Origin of the sequence: Variovorax atrisoli 110B (assembly GCF_000382045.1) — a bacterium.
In the GTDB taxonomy this organism is placed as follows: Bacteria; Pseudomonadota; Gammaproteobacteria; order Burkholderiales; family Burkholderiaceae_C; genus Variovorax; species Variovorax atrisoli.
Map to the genome: position 1 here is coordinate 1,363,239 of NZ_KB907450.1, position 16,514 is coordinate 1,379,752.

Genomic DNA, 16,514 nt, shown 5'->3' on the forward strand with positions numbered 1-16,514 from the left:
TCTTGTCTTGGGTCTTGGCGCCCGATGTCAGGGTGGTCTCGGGGCGTCGGTCATGGTATGAAAGCCGACCCGGCGCAGCCATGCATGTTTCATGGTTCTGCGCTCTTCCCACCGTCGATTTGAAGGAGTTGCATGGACTTCGCCTTGAACCCCGCCCTGGACGCTCACGACACCCGCATCCTGGCCGAACTGCAGGCCGACGCGCGCCTGACCATGGCCGAACTGGGCCGTCGCGTGCACCTGAGCCAGCCAGCCGTGACCGAGCGCGTGAAGAAGCTGGAGGCCGCCGGCGTCATCAGCGGCTACCGCGCCACCGTCAACCTCGGCAAGCTGGGCTACGGCATCCGCGCCATCATCCGCGTCGGCCGTGCCGACTACGATCTGGTCGTGAGGCTCGTGCAGGAGACGCCCGAATGCGTCAATGCCTACAACGTGACCGGCGAGGACAGCTGGATCCTAGAGATCGCAGTGATCGACGTGAGCCACCTCGACGCGGTGGTCACCAAGTTCTGCATCCTGACCGAGACGGCGACCTCGATCATCCTGAACCCGGCGCGCGAGCACCAGCCGATGCTGCCGCCGCGCAGTTCGGACGTAAAGCCGCCCATCAGGAAGATCGTCAACGCGTAGCGGCCAGCGCGCCGAAGGCCGCCACAACCTCGGGCGGCGCCTGCACCATCTCGATGAGCACGCCCTCGCCCGCGATCGGGAACTCGTCGTTCGCCTTCGGGTGCAGGAAGCAGATGTCGAAGCCCGCCGCACCTTTCCGGATGCCGCCCGGCGCGAAGCGCACTCCCTGGGCAGTGAGCCATTCGACAGCCCTGGGCAGGTCGTCGATCCACAGGCCCACGTGGTTCAGCGGCGTCGTGTGGACGGCGGGTTTCTTCTCGGGGTCCAGCGGCTGCATCAGGTCGACCTCGACCTTGAACGGGCCCGCGCCCATCGCGCAGATGTCCTCGTCGACGTTCTCGCGCTCGCTCTTGAAGGTGCCGGTGACCTCGAGCCCCAGCATGTCGACCCACAGCTTCTGCAGCCGCAGCTTGTCGGGCCCGCCAATGGCGATCTGCTGGATGCCCAGCACCTTGAAGGGACGCTCGGTGACGGCGGTCATACTGCACACCCTTCCGCCTGCTCCTGCACCTGGCGCGCATTCAGGCCGAGCTTGCGCAGCAGCACCGTGTCGGCCTCGACGTCGGGGTTGCCGGTGACGAGCAGCTTGTCGCCGTAGAAGATCGAATTGGCACCCGCCATGAAGCACAGCGCCTGCACCGCATCGCCCATCTGCTGGCGGCCGGCGGACAGACGCACGCGCGCGGTCGGCATCGTGATGCGCGCGACGGCGATCATGCGCACGAAGTCGAAGGGGTCGACCGGCTCCGAGTCGGCCAGCGGCGTGCCGGGCACGCGCACCAGGCTGTTGATGGGTACCGATTCCGGGTACGGATTCAGGTTGGCCAGCTGCGCGATCAGCCCTGCGCGGTGCACCGGCTGCTCGCCCATGCCGACGATGCCGCCGCAGCACACGCTGATGCCGGCGCTGCGCACGTTGGCCAGCGTGTCGAGACGGTCCTGGTAGGTGCGCGTGTCGACCACGTCGGTGTAGTACTCGGGCGCGGTGTCGAGGTTGTGGTTGTAGTAGTCGAGGCCGGCGGCCTTGAGCTGGTGCGCGTGGTGCGGCTCCAGCATGCCCAGCGTGGCGCAGGTCTGCATGCCGAGGCCTTTGACGGCCTCGACGAGCACGGCGACCTTCTCGACGTCGCGGTCCTTCGGTGCGCGCCATGCGGCGCCCATGCAGAAGCGCGTGGCACCGGCGTCCTTGGCCGCCTGCGCGGCGCGGACCACCTCTTCCACCTCCATGAGCTTCTGCGCCTTCACGCCGGTGTCGAACTCGGCCGACTGCGGGCAGTAGCCGCAGTTCTCGGGGCAGCCGCCGGTCTTCACCGACAGCAGCGTGGCCAGCTCGATGTCGCCTTCGGGGAAATGCTGGCGGTGCACGGTCTGCGCCTCGAACAGCAATTCCATCAGCGGCTTGTCGAGCAGCGCCTGGATCGCCTCGACGGACCACGGACCTTGCGGCGTCGCGATCTTCGCGGGCCGGTGGAGCGTGACTGCTTGTTGGAAGTCGTTGGCACCCATCAGTTGAACTCCAGAATGATCTGATCGACGGCGAGCGATTCGCCCTTGTTCGCCGAAATCTTGCCCACCACGCCGTCCTGCGCGGCGAAGAGCACGTTCTCCATCTTCATGGCTTCGATGACGGCCAGCTTCTCGCCGGCGCGCACCTGCTGCCCCGGCTGCACCGACACCTCCACCAGCAGCCCCGGCATCGGCGACATCAGGAACTTGCTGAGGTCCGGCGGCGCCTTGTACGGCATGAGCTCGAGCAGCCGCGCGCCCAGCGGCGACAGCACCATCGCCTCGATCTGCGTGCCGTCGTGCGACACGCGCAGCGCCAGCGGGCTCTTGCCCGCGCCGCGCTCCACCTGCGCCGTGAAGGGCTTGTCGTTGGCGATGCCCTGCACGCGGATCGCACCCAGGGTGGAGTTGCTGTCGATCTTGTAGGTCTTGCCGTCCACGGTCACCGAGCTCGCGCCGGTCTTGCCGTGGAAGTCGGTCACCGAGACCGGGTGGTGCACGTGCTTGCCTTCGGGCCCCAGCTCGACCACCACGAACTGCTCGCCCACCTTCACACCGTGCCCTTCGAGCTGCCCGCTGATGCCCGACGCCCGCGCGCGGTAGCGGCGATGCACGTAGGCCGCCAGCGCGACCAGGAACGAGGGATCAGCGTGCGGCACGTCCTCGGCGTGGAAGCCCTTGCCGTAGTGCTCGGCGATGAAGCCGGTGTTGAAGTCGCCCGAGACGAACTTCGGATGCGCCAGCAGTGCCGCCTGGAACGGGATGTTGCTGCTGATGCCGCGGATCACGAAGCCGTTGAGCGCCTCGCGCATGCGGGCGATCGCATGCTGGCGGTCCTTTCCGTGCACGATGAGCTTGGCGATCATCGAGTCGTAGTACATCGGAATCTCGCCGCCCTCGTACACGCCGGTGTCCACGCGCACGCCGTTCAGGTGCTGCGTGTCGCTCGCGAACATGGTCTCGCCCGGCGGCTGGAACTTCACCAGCCGGCCGGTGGAAGGCAGGAAATTGCGGAACGGGTCCTCGGCATTGATGCGGCACTCGATGGCCCAGCCCTCGCGCTTCACCTGCTCCTGCGTCAGCGGCAGCTTCTCGCCGGCGGCCACGCGGATCATCAATTCGACCAGGTCGAGGCCGGTGATGCACTCCGTCACCGGGTGCTCCACCTGCAGGCGGGTGTTCATCTCGAGGAAGTAGAAGCTCTGGTCCTTGCCGACCACGAACTCCACCGTGCCCGCGCTCTGGTACTTCACCGCCTTGGCCAGCGCCACGGCCTGCTCGCCCATCGCCTTGCGCGTGGCGTCGCTGATGAAGGGCGACGGCGCCTCCTCGATCACCTTCTGGTGGCGGCGCTGGATGGAGCACTCGCGCTCGTTCAGGTAGATGACATTGCCGTGCGAGTCGCCCAGCACCTGGATCTCGATGTGGCGCGGCTCCTCGACGAACTTCTCGATGAACACGCGGTCGTCGCCGAAGCTGTTGCGCGCCTCGTTGCGGCAGGAGGTGAAGCCCTCGAAGGCTTCCTTGTCGTTGAAGGCCACGCGCAGACCCTTGCCGCCGCCGCCGGCCGAGGCCTTGATCATCACCGGGTAGCCGATGTCCTTCGCGATCTCGACCGCACGCTCCGCCGTCTCGATGGCGTCGTTCCAGCCCGGAATGGTGTTGACCTTGGCCTCGTTCGCGAGCTTCTTGGAGGCGATCTTGTCGCCCATGGCCGCGATCGAGTAGTGCTTGGGCCCGATGAAGGCGATGCCCTCTTCCTCGACCTGCCGCGCGAAGGCCTCGTTCTCCGACAGGAAGCCGTAGCCCGGGTGCACGGCCTCGGCGCCGGTCTTCTTGCAGGCCGCGATGATGCGATCGGCCTGCAGGTAGCTCTCGCGGCTGGGCGCGGCGCCGATGTGCACGGCCTCGTCGGCGAGCTCGACGTGTCGGGCCTCCTTGTCGGCGTCGGAATAGACGGCGACTGTGAGGATGCCCATCTTCTTGGCCGTCTGAATCACACGGCAGGCGATCTCGCCGCGGTTGGCAATCAGGATTTTCTTGAACATGCTATTTACGTCCAATGTCTTTCAAGGGAACACCGCGGAACCGGCTTTGCCGGGCCGCCGGTGTCGCCCCCGGTAGGGGGTTGGCGAAGCGACACGAAGTGCGCGAAGACTGGGGCGAGCCATTTAGAGCGGAATGTTCCCGTGCTTGCGCCACGGGTTCTCGAGCTTCTTCTCGCGCAGCATGACCAGCGAGCGGCAGATGCGCTTGCGCGTCTCGTGCGGGAGGATCACGTCGTCGATGTAGCCGCGCGCGCCCGCCACGTAGGGGTTGGCGAAGCGGGCCTTGTACTCGGCCTCGCGGGCGGCGAGCTTCTCGGGGTCGTTCTTGTCCTCGCGGAAGATGATCTCCACCGCGCCCTTGGCGCCCATCACCGCGATCTCGGCGCGCGGCCAGGCCAGGTTGACGTCGCCGCGCAGGTGCTTGGAGGCCATCACGTCATAAGCGCCGCCGTAGGCCTTGCGGGTGATGACGGTGATCTTCGGCACCGTGCATTCCGCGTACGCGTAGAGCAGCTTGGCGCCGTGCTTGATGATGCCGCCGTACTCCTGGCCGGTGCCGGGCATGAAGCCGGGCACGTCGACGAAGGTGACGACCGGGATGTTGAAGGCATCGCAGAAGCGCACGAAGCGCGCGGCCTTGATGCTGCTCTTGATGTCGAGGCAGCCCGCCAGCACCAGCGGCTGGTTGGCGACGATGCCGATGGTCTGGCCTTCCATGCGGGCGAAGCCGATCACGATGTTCTTCGCGTAGTCGGGCTGCAGCTCGAAGAAGTCGCCGTCGTCCACCACCTTCAGGATCAGCTCCTTGATGTCGTAGGGCTTGTTGGGGTTGTCGGGTACGAGCGTGTCGAGCGAGTAGTCGAGCCGGTCGGCCGGGTCGCCCAGGCCGTTGTTGCCCAGGCGTACCGGCGGCTTCTCGCGGTTGTTCAAAGGCAGGTAGTTGTAGAGGCGGCGCAGCATCATCAGCGCCTCCACATCGTTCTCGAAGGCCATGTCGGCCACGCCGCTGCGCGTGGTGTGGGTGATGGCGCCACCGAGCTCCTCGGCGGTCACGCTTTCGTGCGTGACGGTCTTCACCACCTCGGGGCCTGTGACGAACATGTAGCTGGAGTCCTTCACCATGAAGATGAAGTCGGTCATGGCGGGCGAGTACACGGCACCGCCGGCGCAGGGGCCCATGATCATGCTGATCTGCGGCACCACGCCCGAGGCCATCACGTTGCGCTGGAACACGTCGGCATAGCCGCCGAGCGAGGCCACGCCTTCCTGGATGCGCGCGCCGCCCGAGTCGTTCAGGCCGATGACCGGTGCGCCGACCTTCATGGCCTGGTCCATCACCTTGCAGATCTTCTCGGCGTGCGCCTCGCTGAGCGCACCGCCGAAGACGGTGAAGTCCTGGCTGAACACGAACACCAGGCGGCCGTTGATCATGCCGTAGCCGGTGACCACGCCGTCGCCAGGCACCTTCTGCTCGGCCATGCCGAAGTCGACCGAGCGGTGCTCGACGAACATGTCCCACTCTTCGAAGGTGTTGTCGTCGAGCAGCAGCTCGATGCGCTCGCGCGCCGTGAGCTTGCCCTTGGCGTGCTGCGCGTCGATGCGCTTCTGCCCGCCGCCGAGACGCGCCTGGGCACGGCGCTTTTCGAGTTGTTCGATCAGTTCTTGCATGGTGTGCTTTCGAAGCTGTGGTCCTGGATTGCGTGTCTTTTCTTCATGGTCCGGCCGCGACGGCGGCCGCGGCGAGCAGGTTGCGCGCGGCCGTGGAGGCCGGCAACGTTCCCTGCGCCACCTGCTGCGTGAGCTGCGGCAGCAGCTCGCGCACCTGGGGGTGATGCCTGAATGCCTGCTTGAGGCCGGCGTCGATGCGCTCCCACATCCACGCGGTGGCCTGCTTCTCGCGGCGCTTCGCGAGGCGGCCGTTGGCGGTCTGCAGTTGCCTGAACTGCGTGACGGCGTCCCAGAAGGCGTCGACGCCGGTGTTGGCCAGCGCGCTGAGCTGCAGCACCTTGGGCAGCCAGAAGCGCACTTCGGCGCCGCTGTGCGCGTCATGCACGGCAGGCGCGTGCTCGGGGTTGCCCTGGTGGCCGAAGAGCCGCAACGCCGAAGTGATCTGCGCCTGCGCGCGGGTGGCGGCGTCCTTGTCGATGTCGGCCTTGTTGATGACGACGAGGTCGGCCAGCTCCATCACGCCCTTCTTGATGGCCTGAAGGTCGTCGCCCGCGTTGGGCAGTTGCATGAGCACGAACATGTCGGTCATGCCGGCCACCGCGGTTTCGCTCTGGCCCACGCCGACGGTCTCGACGATCACGATGTCGTAGCCGGCGGCCTCGCACACCAGCATGGCCTCGCGCGTCTTCTCGGCCACGCCGCCCAGCGTGCCGCTCGACGGGCTGGGCCGGATGTAGGCGCGCTCGTGCACCGACAGGCGTTCCATGCGCGTCTTGTCGCCGAGGATGGAGCCACCCGACACGGTCGATGACGGATCGATGGTGAGCACCGCCACGCGATGCCCCTTGCCGATCAGCAGCAGGCCCAGCGTCTCGATGAAGGTCGACTTGCCGACGCCCGGCACGCCCGAGATGCCGAGGCGGAACGAATTGCCCGTGCGCGGCAGCAGCGCCGTGAGCAGCTCGTCGGCCTGCGCGCGGTGGTCGCCGCGCGTCGATTCGAGCAGCGTGATGGCCTTGGCGATGGCGCGCCGCTGCGGCATGCCTTCGGTGCCGGCGATCGCGTTCTCGAGGGACTTTGCCTTGTCGCTCAGCACGCAGCCTCCGACGCCACGCGCCAGCGGTAATGCAGGTCGACGCCCTCGCCGCCTTCGAGCACGAAGCCGTGGCGCAAATAGAAGCGGTTGGCGTCGCTCTTGACGAGCGCGGTGAGCTTGATGTCCAGCCGCTGCTCTCGCGCCTGCGACTTGGCCCATTCGAGCACCCATTCGCCGATGCCCAGGCCCTGGAAGCCGGTGCGCAGGTAGAGATGGTCGAGGCGCAGCGCGTCGCTGTCCTCGGGCTTCAGCGTGACGAAGCCGATGCGCTGGTCGCCATCGAGCACGATGTGGTGCATGTACGGAACGACGAAGCCCGCGCTCAGGCGCTCGCGCGAGCGCGCCACGTCGAAGCGGCCGACGCGCTCCAGGCTCGGGCGCATCGCGTCGATGCGCAGGGCCAGCATGGCCTCGAAATCGCTGGAATCCACCGGCTGCAGCGATAGCCGCGACAAGAGATCGCTCACGACGGCGCGCCTCAGGCCGTGACCGCCGCGCGAATCTGCTCCAGCACGTCCTTGGCGCTGGCGGGAATGGGTGTGCCCGGACCGTAGATTCCCTTGACACCGGCGTCGTAGAGGAACTCGTAGTCCTGCCGCGGAATGACGCCGCCGACGAACACGATGATGTCGTCCGCGCCCTGCTTGCGCAGCTCGTCGATGATGGCGGGCACCAGTGTCTTGTGGCCGGCCGCGAGCGTGCTCACGCCGACGGCGTGCACGTCGTTCTCGATGGCCTGGCGCGCGCATTCTTCCGGCGTCTGGAAGAGCGGGCCCATGTCCACGTCGAAGCCCAGGTCGGCGAAGGCCGTGGCCACCACCTTGGCGCCACGGTCGTGGCCGTCCTGGCCGAGCTTGGAGATCATGACGCGCGGGCGGCGGCCCTGCTCCTCGGCGAAGGCGTTGATCTCCGTCTTGAGCGTATCCCAGCCCTCGGCGGAGTCGTAGGCCGCGGCATACACGCCGGTGACCTTCTGCGTGTCGGCACGGTGGCGGCCGAACGATTTTTCGAGCGCATCGGAGATCTCGCCCACCGTGGCGCGCAGGCGCACCGCATCGATGCTCAGCGCCAGCAGGTTGCCGGTATTGTTCTCGGCGGCCTCGGTAAGCGCGTCGAGCGCAGCCTGCACCTTGGCGCCATCGCGCGAGGCACGGATCTTCTGCAGGCGCGCGACCTGCTGCTCGCGCACCTTCACGTTGTCGATGGAGAGGATCTCCACCGGGTCTTCATTCTTGAGCTTGTACTTGTTGACGCCTACGATCACGTCCTTGCCCGAGTCGATGCGCGCCTGCTTCTCCGCGGCGGCAGCCTCGATCTTGAGCTTGGCCCAGCCGCTGTCGACCGCCTTGGTCATGCCGCCCATGGCCTCGACCTCCTCGATGATGGCCCAGGCCGCGTCGGCCATGTCCTGCGTGAGCTTCTCCATCATGTAGCTGCCGGCCCAGGGGTCGATCACGTTGGTGATGTGGGTCTCCTCCTGGATGATGAGCTGCGTGTTGCGCGCGATGCGGGCGCTGAACTCGGTGGGCAGCGCGATGGCTTCGTCTAGGGCGTTGGTGTGCAGGCTCTGCGTGCCGCCGAACACCGCGGCCATCGCCTCGATGGTGGTGCGCACCACGTTGTTGTATGGGTCCTGCTCGGTGAGGCTCCAGCCCGAGGTCTGGCAGTGGGTGCGCAGCATCAGGCTCTTGGGGTTCTTGGGCTCGAACTCCTTCATGATGCGGCACCACAAGAGGCGCGCCGCGCGCATCTTGGCGACTTCGAGATAGAAGTTCATGCCGATGGCCCAGAAAAAGCTCAGGCGGCCGGCGAAGCCGTCGACGTCGAGGCCCTTGGCCAGCGCGGTCTTCACGTATTCCTTGCCGTCGGCCAGAGTGAAGGCGAGTTCGAGCGCCTGGTTGGCGCCGGCTTCCTGCATGTGGTAGCCGCTGATCGAGATCGAGTTGAACTTGGGCATCTTCTGCGCCGTGTACTCGATGATGTCGCCGATGATCCGCATGCTCGGTGCGGGCGGGAAGATGTAGGTGTTGCGGACCATGAACTCCTTGAGGATGTCGTTCTGGATGGTTCCGCTGAGCTGGTCCTGCGCCACGCCCTGCTCCTCCGCCGCGACCACGTAGCCCGCGAGCACCGGCAGCACGGCGCCGTTCATCGTCATGGACACGCTCACCTTGTCGAGCGGGATCTGGTCGAACAGGATCTTCATGTCCTCGACCGAGTCGATCGCCACGCCTGCCTTGCCGACGTCGCCGGTCACGCGCGGGTGGTCGCTGTCGTAGCCCCGGTGAGTGGCGAGGTCGAAGGCCACGCTCACGCCCTGCCCGCCTGCGGCCAGCGCCTTGCGGTAGAAGGCGTTCGACTCCTCTGCGGTGGAGAAGCCAGCGTACTGGCGGATGGTCCAGGGGCGCACCGAGTACATGGTGGCCTGCGGGCCGCGCAGGTAGGGCTCGAAACCGGGAAGCGTGTCGGTGTACTTGAGGCCCTGCAGGTCGGCGGCGGTGTACAGCGGCTTGACCGTGATGCCGTCTGGCGTGATCCAGTTCAGCGCGCTCAGGTCGCCGCCGGGTGCGGACTTGGCTGCGGCCTTGGCCCAGGCTTCGAGATCGGCTTGCTTGTAGGAGGGTTCGGGTTTGCTGCTCATGAAGGGGCCGTTCGCAGTGTCTTGCAGGGTGTTCGCAAATTCGCCTGCAGGGATCTGCAAGCCGGCCGCGAGTCTAACCGATCCATAATTATTAATTCAAACGCCATTTTTGAAGTACAGTCCGGCCCATGTCCGCCGTCACCCTCACCCCCCGCGCCCTCTACGAAGAGGTCGCTGAACTGCTGCGCCAGCGGATCTTTCGCCGCGAGCTGGAGCCCGGCAGCTGGATCGACGAACTCAAGCTGGCCGAGGAATACGGCATCAGCCGCACCCCGCTGCGCGAGGCGCTGAAGGTGCTGGCCGCGGAAGGCCTGGTGACGATGAAGGTGCGCCGCGGCGCCTACGTGACCGAGGTGTCGGAACAGGACCTGGCCGACGTCTACCACCTGCTCTCGCTGCTGGAGAGCGACGCCGCCGGCGTGGTGGCCGAGCGCGCCACCGACGCCCAGCGCGCCGAACTGAAGGCGCTGCACGCCGAGCTGGAGGCCGCGGCCTCGCCCGAGGACCGGGAACATTTCTTCGCCGTGAACGAGCGCTTCCACATGCGCCTGCTGGCCATCGCCAACAACAAGTGGCGCGACCAGATGGTGGCCGACCTGCGCAAGGTGATGAAGCTCAACCGGCACAACTCGCTGCTGAAGGCGGGCCGCATCGGCGAATCGCTGGCCGAGCACCGCTCCGTGATGGCCGCCATCGAGGCGCGCGATGCGCAAGCGGCCATGGCGCGCATGCGCGAACACTTCAAGAACGGGCTGGAAGCGGCGAATTAGGCCCACCCCCAGGCTTCGCGCACTTCGTGTCGCTTCGCCACCCCCTCACGGGGGCGATACCGGCGGCCCGGCAAAGCCGGTTCCGCGGTGATCACGACCACCCCCGGGGCTTCGCGCACTTCGTGTCGCTTCGCCACCCCCCTCACGGGGGTGATACCGGCGGCCCGGCAAAGCCGGTTCCGCGGTATCCCGCGAATTTGGGGATCGCTTCGCTTCCCCTCTCTTCATGATTCGAAACAAGTCCGCTGGGCTCGGATCGGGTCAATCTATGTTGAGCGTGCCGGTTTCGTTGGCCAGGTGCTGGGCGGTTTCGAGCAGGAGCGGGGCGATGCGGGTCACCATGGTGTCCTTGGGCAGCAGGTAGGCGGGGCCGCCGCAGCTGACCGAATAACGTTCGCCGCGCGGGCCCTCCAGTGCGAAGCCGATGGCGTGGATGTGGGGGTTCCATTCGCCGAAGGAGCCGCAGTAGCCGAGGCGGGCGTACTCGTCCAGGCCAGCCATCAGGCTCGACTCGATGGCCTCCCAGTTCTCTCCGCTCTCGACGCGGATCTGCGCCAGCAGCTCGGCCTGCTCGGCCGGGGGCAGCGCCGCCAGATAGGCGCGGCCGCCAGCCGAGGTGGCGATAGTCATGCGCGTGCCCACCTCGATGCGGGAGCTGATGACCACGGAGCGCGGCCGCAGCGAATCGATGACGAGCATGTCGAGCTCGTCGCGCACGCCGAGGTGCACGCTCACGCCCGCCGCCTCCGAAAGCGCCGCCAGATGCGGTCGCGCCACGGTACGCAGGTCGAAATGGCGGAGATAGCGGCTGCTCATGTCGAGCAGCGCAGGACCGAGGCTGAAGCGCTCGCTGTCCTGTGACTGTCGCAAATACCCCGCACTCACCAGGGTTGCGGTGAGTCTCGACACCGTGGCCTTGGGGATGCCTGTGGTGTCTGCCAGTTCGCGATTGCCTATCGGTGCCGAGGCCATGCCGATGACTCTCAGGAGAGCCAGTCCTCTGGCGAGCGCACTTACTTCTTCTTTGCCGCCAATCGCGTCACTCATGTATCCAAACCTTTTTTATGTCCCTGACGTCCTCATTTTTCAGCAAAAAACGGTTGACGCGCTACTTATCGTGAAGTAGCGTTTTTCGGAACATCGTTTCAGGAAAGGCTTGGCGACCGATCGCGGCTCTGGCGCCGGATCGCAAGAGGCGCGCGGCGCGCCCGATTCAGGCTGCGTGCGCGGCGGCAGGCTCTCGCGCGAGCGCCATCACTTCGTGCGCAGGCAGCGTCTTGAGCCGGTGGTCGCTCCAGACCTGCCGCCAGCGGCGTGCGCCCGGCAGGCCGTTGCGCAAACCCAGCATGTGGCGGGCGATCGGCCACCAGTGGGTGCCGTGCTCGGCCGCCTCGCGGGCCATGTAGTCGCACATCAGCGACTCGACCTCTTCGCGCGTCAGCGTCTGCTCGCCGGCGCCGAAGAACTCGGCCTCCCATTCGGCGAGCCACCAGGGGTTGTGGTACGCCTCGCGCCCCACCATCACGCCATCGAGCAGCCGCAGATGCTCATGCACCTGCGCATTGACCGTGATGCCGCCGTTGATGGCGATGTGCAGGTCCGGAAACTCGTGCTTCAGCCGGTGCACCAGCTCGTAGCGCAGCGGCGGGATCTCGCGGTTCTGCTTCGGGCTCAGCCCCTGCAGCCAGGCGTTGCGCGCATGCACGATGAAAGTGTTGCAGCCAGCTTCGCTGACCTTGCCGACGAAGTCGCGCACGAACTCGTAGCTCTCGATCTTGTCGATGCCGATGCGGTGCTTGACGGTCACCGGGATGCCGACCACATCGACCATCGCCTTCACGCAATCGGCCACCAGCTGCGGCTCGTTCATCAGACAGGCCCCGAAGGCGCCGCGCTGCACCCGCTCGCTGGGGCAGCCGCAGTTGAGATTGATCTCGTCGTAGCCCCACTCCTCGCCGAGCTTCGCGCAGTGCGCCAGGTCGGCCGGCTCACTGCCGCCAAGCTGCAGCGCAACAGGGTGCTCCTCGGCGTTGAAGCGCAGGTGGCGCGGTACGTCGCCGTGCATCAGCGCGCCGGTCGTGACCATCTCGGTGTAGAGCAGCGCGTGGCGTGACAGCAGGCGATGGAGGTAGCGACAGTGCCTGTCGGTCCAGTCCATCATGGGGGCAACCGAGACCCGCATGCCTTCGGTGGCACGCTGGTTTCGAGGCAAATCGGGCTGCAGCCCAGTGTTTTCGGGGTTCTCGTTCGGTGTCATTAGGAAGCTTTTGGCGCTGTTTTTTCGGTCTCGGTGGTACATTGAGTGCCACAAAATTGGCATGTACCACCGGGAGGCCCCCATTTGGGAACCATCACGAAGCGCAAGCGCTTAGACGGGAGCGTAGCGCACATGGCCCGCATCCGAATCAAGGAGGGCGGCGTCATCGTTCATAGCGAGACCGAGACTTTTGATCGCGAGCCAGCCGCTCGCCTCTGGCTGAAGAACCGGGAAGCCGAACTGGCGCAGCCTGGCGCCCTGGCCAAACTCAAGGCGCCCGACCCCACGTTCGCAGAGACCATCCAGAAGTACGTCGCCGAGTACCGCAAAGGCATCGGAAAAACCAAAGCCCAGGTCCTCAACGCCGTGGCCGCCACCAGCCTCGCAAAGCGCCGCGGCTCGACCATCACCAGCGCCGATTGGGTGCAGTTCGCAAAAGACCTCGGCGTACTGCCGCAGACGGCCGACAACTATCTGTCGCACATCTCGGCGGTCTACCAACTGGCGCGACCGGCCTGGGGTTATCAGCTCGATGCCCAGGTCATCAACGACGCGCGTAAGGTGTGCAAGGCACTCGGCCTGACTTCGAAATCCAGACAGCGCGACAGGCGCCCGACCCTTGAAGAGCTGGACAAGCTCATGACCCTCTTCGGCAACCGCCGCAAGGGATCAATCCCCATGCAGGAGATCGTCTGCTATGCAATCTTCAGCACGCGACGCCAAGACGAGATCACCAGGCAGACTTTCGAAGACCTCGATGAAGCGCACCCGGATATCTGGGTACGAGACATGAAGCACCCTGGCGAGAAATTAGGCAACGATGTCCGTTGTGGCCTCACGCCCGAAGCGCTGGCTATCATCCTCAACCGACGCAAAGAAGTCGGGCAGACTGGCCGCATTTTTCCCTATGACAGTGGGACCATCAGCCGCGTCTTCACCGATGCCTGCACCTTGTTAGGTATAGAGGATCTGCACTTCCACGATTTGCGCCATGACGGCATCAGCCGCCTCTTCGAACTGGGGTGGAACATTCCAAACGTCGCGGGCGTATCCGGTCACCGAACGTGGAGCTCACTGCGCCGCTATACGCACATCCGCCATCGCAGCGACAAGTACGCTACTTGGCCGTGGCTGGGGAAGTTAGGCATCCGCCCCCAGCAATAGCACGCGGCCATGCGCAAATCCACCAAGTCCTGCGTCAATGCCCCCCCCCCCTGAAGCAAGAGACGTGACGGTGCCGGCGCAAGGAAGCGCCCCACGAGCTATGCGACCACGAAGTAGATGAGCATTGGCTCGCGGGCCAACCGTAGCGCCCTGCGCCCTCCAAGCCGGCCCAAAATCCATACGAAGCCGCCGAGTCCGCATCCGCATTCGCGCCGTTCAGCTGCAAAGCCAGCATCCAAGAGGGACATTTGCCACCTCTACAACTCCCGCCCGGGAGGTGTAAACTGTCAAGCAGAATGTCAAGTAAGGACGGAATGATGACCAAGAAGATGAAGCATGCACCCCTCTACTTCACCATTGGCCAAGTTAAGCACAATCCACTCCTGAACCTGAATTCGTATATTCCGGCAATTCAGGAACGTATGCGCAAGGCTGGCTTTCCTGACTTCAAGCGTGCGACGCAGGTCCAGATTGATTTGACCCTATCGACCGCCAATCGCACCCAAGAAGTGGAACGATTCCAATTCTCAAATACAGAGAACACACAAGGCTTCGTGCTCGGACCGGATGCGTTGTCATTCATGACCACTGACTACGACACCTTCGAACCATTTCTAACCAATTTGAAGCTCGGGTTGGAGATTCTTGGCGCCGAGGTGGGCGGCCTCTCGTTCACCGAGAGATTGGGGCTTAGGTACTTGGACGCGATCGTGCCGAAGGCCGGTGAACCAATAAACCAATACATTGAGCCTCATCTACAAGGGCTACCAGGAGGCGTCCAAGCCTCCTTGCCGAACGCCAAGTTTGCCTATTCGTTTGCGGAGTCAACGCTTATAGACGACGAGGTCGGAAAGATTGTTGCCCGCGCCATCATTCAGAACGGTCCTCTCGGCTTTCCTCCAGATCTGCAACCAGTAATCTTGCAGATGAGCGAGCGCTTCCGTGAGTTCGTTGGTGAGCATGCTGTCTTGGACACCGATGGTTCTTTTACGGAAAGACGATCATTCTCGATGGAAGAAGTCGAAGCTCGCTTGCATCAACTACATAAGCTGATCGGTGTAGTTTTCCGCGCATCTGTGACAGACTACGCACGTAACGCATGGGGTGAGGAGGAAGAACAATGAATACAGCCATTGTCAGATCCCACGACATACCTGGCTATGCCTATGGGAATGCTTGGAAAGAATTCTCTCGATCCGAGCAGCGCGCTGTCGAACCAGCAAGCAAGGCGAATTCCTCAAAGTTCCTGTCTGTTCAGGGTCTCGGAGGCGCTATGGTTGCTCTGGTCGTCGGTACAGGCGGCGTATTTTCGACAGACTATGTGGTTGCTCGGGATTCGAAGGGCTATCCCCTGCCGGAATTCAACTATGGAGCCGAACACGAGCGAAACTTTTCCAGTCGCGCTCGCCAACGAAGCTCGGTCGAATCTATCTCATTGATCCGGGAGGTTTTCAAGCCTTCCATCACGGAACTGGCGTCCGCTTTCGGCGTATCTCGCCAAGCCATCTACAACTGGCAGGCGGGGCAACCCATCGCAGAACAGAACGAGATTCGGCTTGCTGAGATGGCAAACGCCGCAGAGCTCCTGTCTTCGCACGGATTTGCCAACACGGCCAATCTAGCTCGACGGAGGCTTCCTGGCGGTACCTCGTTTTTTGAAGCTGCGAAATCTGGCGCAAATCTGGAGGCAGCGGCCAAGCAGCTGATCGCCCTTCTTGCTAGCGAATCAGCCCAGCGCACCGCTTTGTCAGAACGGCTTGCGACAAGGCGCTCCAAATCTGTAGCGCTGGATGATCTTGGCTCCCCTCACCTCAACGAGCAAGTTTGATCGGCAACTCGCAATATGGCGAAGTGGGATCGAAGCACTCTTTGGAGACAAGGGCATCTTCTTACTCTAGATGCTGTCGTCGCATTCGGACTAGATTGTGGTGAGGGCCCGGAGAAAACGGCCGTCGTAGTGATATCGCACGATTGCGATATTGCTCAACTCGACACGAACGAGCCCTATGTCGAAGTCATTGTGGGAAGATTCGTCGAAGGCCCCGCAAACGGAAACTACACAAACAGCAAAAATCTTCGCAAGCTGCAGATTGAGTGCACCTCTGGCACCACTACGAAGATTGTGGAGTTGGAGATCGCCAAAAGATGTGCCTTGCCGAAGAACACCAAATCTGAAGGATCTCCGGCGCTCGGAGACTATGCGCCCTGCACGGCTCAATCTCTGAGTAGAGCCGATCGCAATACCTTGCAGATCTGGCTGGCTGCTCGCTATCGCCGCGCTGCGTTCCCTGACGAATTTGATCGCCGGCTTGATGCAGAAACGAAGGTCGCGGAAAGGCTGGCGAAGGTTTTCAAAGATAGTGGGAAGCACATCGTTGCCGTTTTCTTCGACGTTGATCAAGGCGAGGAAAAGACGCGAACCGGTGCGACCGATCCTTATGAGTTGCATGTAACCCTTCTCTACCGCACCGACGAAGACCCCCGAGTCGCGGAGGCTGCTGCGAAGGATGCAAGCAAACGAATCACCACGATCTTCAATGATCGGTGTACGGCCAAAGACGCAAAAGGCAATGTCGTCCACCACTGGATCGAGTTGATTGGTGTAGACGTCATTTCAGATCAGGCGATGACATACGCAGATTCCCAGCTGCTAAAGAAGTGGCAAGCGGATCACATCAGTCTTCGGATCGATCCTCCGCAACCTTTGCTCGGGTCATAGCATCAGAACGCAAGT

15 protein-coding genes are annotated in these 16,514 nt (G+C 64.1%); 6 read left to right on the forward strand and 9 right to left on the reverse strand.

Annotated elements, in window-relative coordinates:
- Nucleotides 1-132 precede the first annotated feature (132 nt).
- Nucleotides 133-630 (forward strand): Lrp/AsnC family transcriptional regulator, encoded by a 498-nt coding sequence (locus G369_RS0106490; RefSeq protein WP_019653172.1) that lies wholly within the window; start codon nucleotides 133-135, stop codon nucleotides 628-630.
- Here G369_RS0106490 and G369_RS0106495 read toward each other — a convergent pair.
- The 7 genes from G369_RS0106495 to scpA all read right to left on the reverse strand — a co-directional run bounded on the left by G369_RS0106495 (nucleotide 620) and on the right by scpA (nucleotide 9,589).
- Nucleotides 620-1,111, reverse strand: coding sequence for a VOC family protein (locus G369_RS0106495; protein WP_019653173.1), 492 nt, complete (start codon nucleotides 1,109-1,111; stop codon nucleotides 620-622). The genes G369_RS0106490 and G369_RS0106495 overlap by 11 nt on opposite strands.
- The gene (bioB, locus tag G369_RS35480; protein WP_019653174.1) at nucleotides 1,108-2,136 is read right to left on the reverse strand and encodes a biotin synthase BioB; all 1,029 of its coding nucleotides are present in this window, start codon (nucleotides 2,134-2,136) and stop codon (nucleotides 1,108-1,110) included. Before bioB ends, G369_RS0106495 begins: the two co-directional genes overlap by 4 nt.
- Nucleotides 2,136-4,184, reverse strand: coding sequence for an acetyl-CoA carboxylase biotin carboxylase subunit (gene accC / locus G369_RS0106505; protein WP_019653175.1), 2,049 nt, complete (start codon nucleotides 4,182-4,184; stop codon nucleotides 2,136-2,138). Before accC ends, bioB begins: the two co-directional genes overlap by 1 nt.
- A gap of 123 nt (nucleotides 4,185-4,307) precedes the next feature.
- Complete coding sequence (locus tag G369_RS0106510; RefSeq protein ID WP_019653176.1) at nucleotides 4,308-5,852, reverse strand: acyl-CoA carboxylase subunit beta; 1,545 nt, start codon at nucleotides 5,850-5,852, stop codon at nucleotides 4,308-4,310.
- Between the two features lie 43 nt (nucleotides 5,853-5,895).
- Entirely contained in the window at nucleotides 5,896-6,894 is a 999-nt protein-coding gene (meaB, locus tag G369_RS0106515) for a methylmalonyl Co-A mutase-associated GTPase MeaB (RefSeq protein ID WP_208604385.1), read from the reverse strand.
- A 47-nt stretch (nucleotides 6,895-6,941) separates the two neighbouring features.
- Nucleotides 6,942-7,415, reverse strand: coding sequence for a GNAT family N-acetyltransferase (locus G369_RS0106520; protein ID WP_019653178.1), 474 nt, complete (start codon nucleotides 7,413-7,415; stop codon nucleotides 6,942-6,944).
- 11 nt (nucleotides 7,416-7,426) lie between these two features.
- On the reverse strand, nucleotides 7,427-9,589 hold the full coding sequence (gene scpA, locus G369_RS0106525; RefSeq protein WP_026346234.1) for a methylmalonyl-CoA mutase: 2,163 nt from the start codon (nucleotides 9,587-9,589) through the stop codon (nucleotides 7,427-7,429).
- A 128-nt stretch (nucleotides 9,590-9,717) separates the two neighbouring features.
- Here scpA and G369_RS0106530 point away from each other — a divergent pair, with 128 nt between their 5' ends.
- Nucleotides 9,718-10,359, forward strand: a complete 642-nt coding sequence (locus G369_RS0106530; protein WP_019653180.1) for a GntR family transcriptional regulator — start codon at nucleotides 9,718-9,720, stop codon at nucleotides 10,357-10,359.
- A 261-nt stretch (nucleotides 10,360-10,620) separates the two neighbouring features.
- On the opposite strand, the gene G369_RS0106535 is transcribed toward G369_RS0106530, so the two are convergent.
- Both G369_RS0106535 and dusA read right to left on the reverse strand, forming a co-directional pair.
- Entirely contained in the window at nucleotides 10,621-11,406 is a 786-nt protein-coding gene (locus G369_RS0106535) for an IclR family transcriptional regulator (protein ID WP_019653181.1), read from the reverse strand.
- A 166-nt stretch (nucleotides 11,407-11,572) separates the two neighbouring features.
- Nucleotides 11,573-12,616 carry a tRNA dihydrouridine(20/20a) synthase DusA gene (gene dusA, locus G369_RS0106540; RefSeq protein ID WP_019653182.1) on the reverse strand — a complete coding sequence of 348 codons (1,044 nt, stop codon included), beginning with the start codon at nucleotides 12,614-12,616 and terminating at the stop codon, nucleotides 11,573-11,575.
- A 132-nt stretch (nucleotides 12,617-12,748) separates the two neighbouring features.
- Between dusA and G369_RS0106545 the strand changes: the two genes are divergently transcribed.
- The 4 genes from G369_RS0106545 to G369_RS37330 all read left to right on the forward strand — a co-directional run bounded on the left by G369_RS0106545 (nucleotide 12,749) and on the right by G369_RS37330 (nucleotide 16,499).
- The gene (locus tag G369_RS0106545; protein ID WP_020722966.1) at nucleotides 12,749-13,780 is read left to right on the forward strand and encodes a tyrosine-type recombinase/integrase; all 1,032 of its coding nucleotides are present in this window, start codon (nucleotides 12,749-12,751) and stop codon (nucleotides 13,778-13,780) included.
- A 317-nt stretch (nucleotides 13,781-14,097) separates the two neighbouring features.
- Nucleotides 14,098-14,904 (forward strand): TIGR04255 family protein, encoded by an 807-nt coding sequence (locus G369_RS0106550; RefSeq protein ID WP_157773634.1) that lies wholly within the window; start codon nucleotides 14,098-14,100, stop codon nucleotides 14,902-14,904.
- On the forward strand, nucleotides 14,901-15,608 hold the full coding sequence (locus G369_RS38440; protein WP_157773635.1) for a Cro/Cl family transcriptional regulator: 708 nt from the start codon (nucleotides 14,901-14,903) through the stop codon (nucleotides 15,606-15,608). The genes G369_RS0106550 and G369_RS38440 overlap by 4 nt, the downstream gene beginning before the upstream one ends.
- A 129-nt stretch (nucleotides 15,609-15,737) precedes the next feature.
- The gene (locus G369_RS37330; RefSeq protein WP_208604378.1) at nucleotides 15,738-16,499 is read left to right on the forward strand and encodes a hypothetical protein; all 762 of its coding nucleotides are present in this window, start codon (nucleotides 15,738-15,740) and stop codon (nucleotides 16,497-16,499) included.
- Nucleotides 16,500-16,514: the final 15 nt, after the last annotated feature.

What these genes read in the sequence shown, in the direction of transcription:
- G369_RS0106495 (WP_019653173.1), bottom strand. Translation starts at nt 1,111, where the DNA reads ATGACCGCCGTCACCGAGCGTCCCTTCAAGGTGCTGGGCATCCAGCAG.
- accC (WP_019653175.1), bottom strand. Translation starts at nt 4,184, where the DNA reads ATGTTCAAGAAAATCCTGATTGCCAACCGCGGCGAGATCGCCTGCCGT.
- G369_RS0106510 (WP_019653176.1), bottom strand. Translation starts at nt 5,852, where the DNA reads ATGCAAGAACTGATCGAACAACTCGAAAAGCGCCGTGCCCAGGCGCGT.
- G369_RS38440 (WP_157773635.1), top strand. Translation starts at nt 14,901, where the DNA reads ATGAATACAGCCATTGTCAGATCCCACGACATACCTGGCTATGCCTAT.
- G369_RS0106530 (WP_019653180.1), top strand. Translation starts at nt 9,718, where the DNA reads ATGTCCGCCGTCACCCTCACCCCCCGCGCCCTCTACGAAGAGGTCGCT.
- dusA (WP_019653182.1), bottom strand. Translation starts at nt 12,616, where the DNA reads ATGACACCGAACGAGAACCCCGAAAACACTGGGCTGCAGCCCGATTTG.
- bioB (WP_019653174.1), bottom strand. Translation starts at nt 2,136, where the DNA reads ATGGGTGCCAACGACTTCCAACAAGCAGTCACGCTCCACCGGCCCGCG.
- G369_RS0106490 (WP_019653172.1), top strand. Translation starts at nt 133, where the DNA reads ATGGACTTCGCCTTGAACCCCGCCCTGGACGCTCACGACACCCGCATC.
- scpA (WP_026346234.1), bottom strand. Translation starts at nt 9,589, where the DNA reads ATGAGCAGCAAACCCGAACCCTCCTACAAGCAAGCCGATCTCGAAGCC.
- meaB (WP_208604385.1), bottom strand. Translation starts at nt 6,894, where the DNA reads ATGCCGCAGCGGCGCGCCATCGCCAAGGCCATCACGCTGCTCGAATCG.
- G369_RS0106535 (WP_019653181.1), bottom strand. Translation starts at nt 11,406, where the DNA reads ATGAGTGACGCGATTGGCGGCAAAGAAGAAGTAAGTGCGCTCGCCAGA.
- G369_RS0106550 (WP_157773634.1), top strand. Translation starts at nt 14,098, where the DNA reads ATGACCAAGAAGATGAAGCATGCACCCCTCTACTTCACCATTGGCCAA.
- G369_RS0106545 (WP_020722966.1), top strand. Translation starts at nt 12,749, where the DNA reads ATGGCCCGCATCCGAATCAAGGAGGGCGGCGTCATCGTTCATAGCGAG.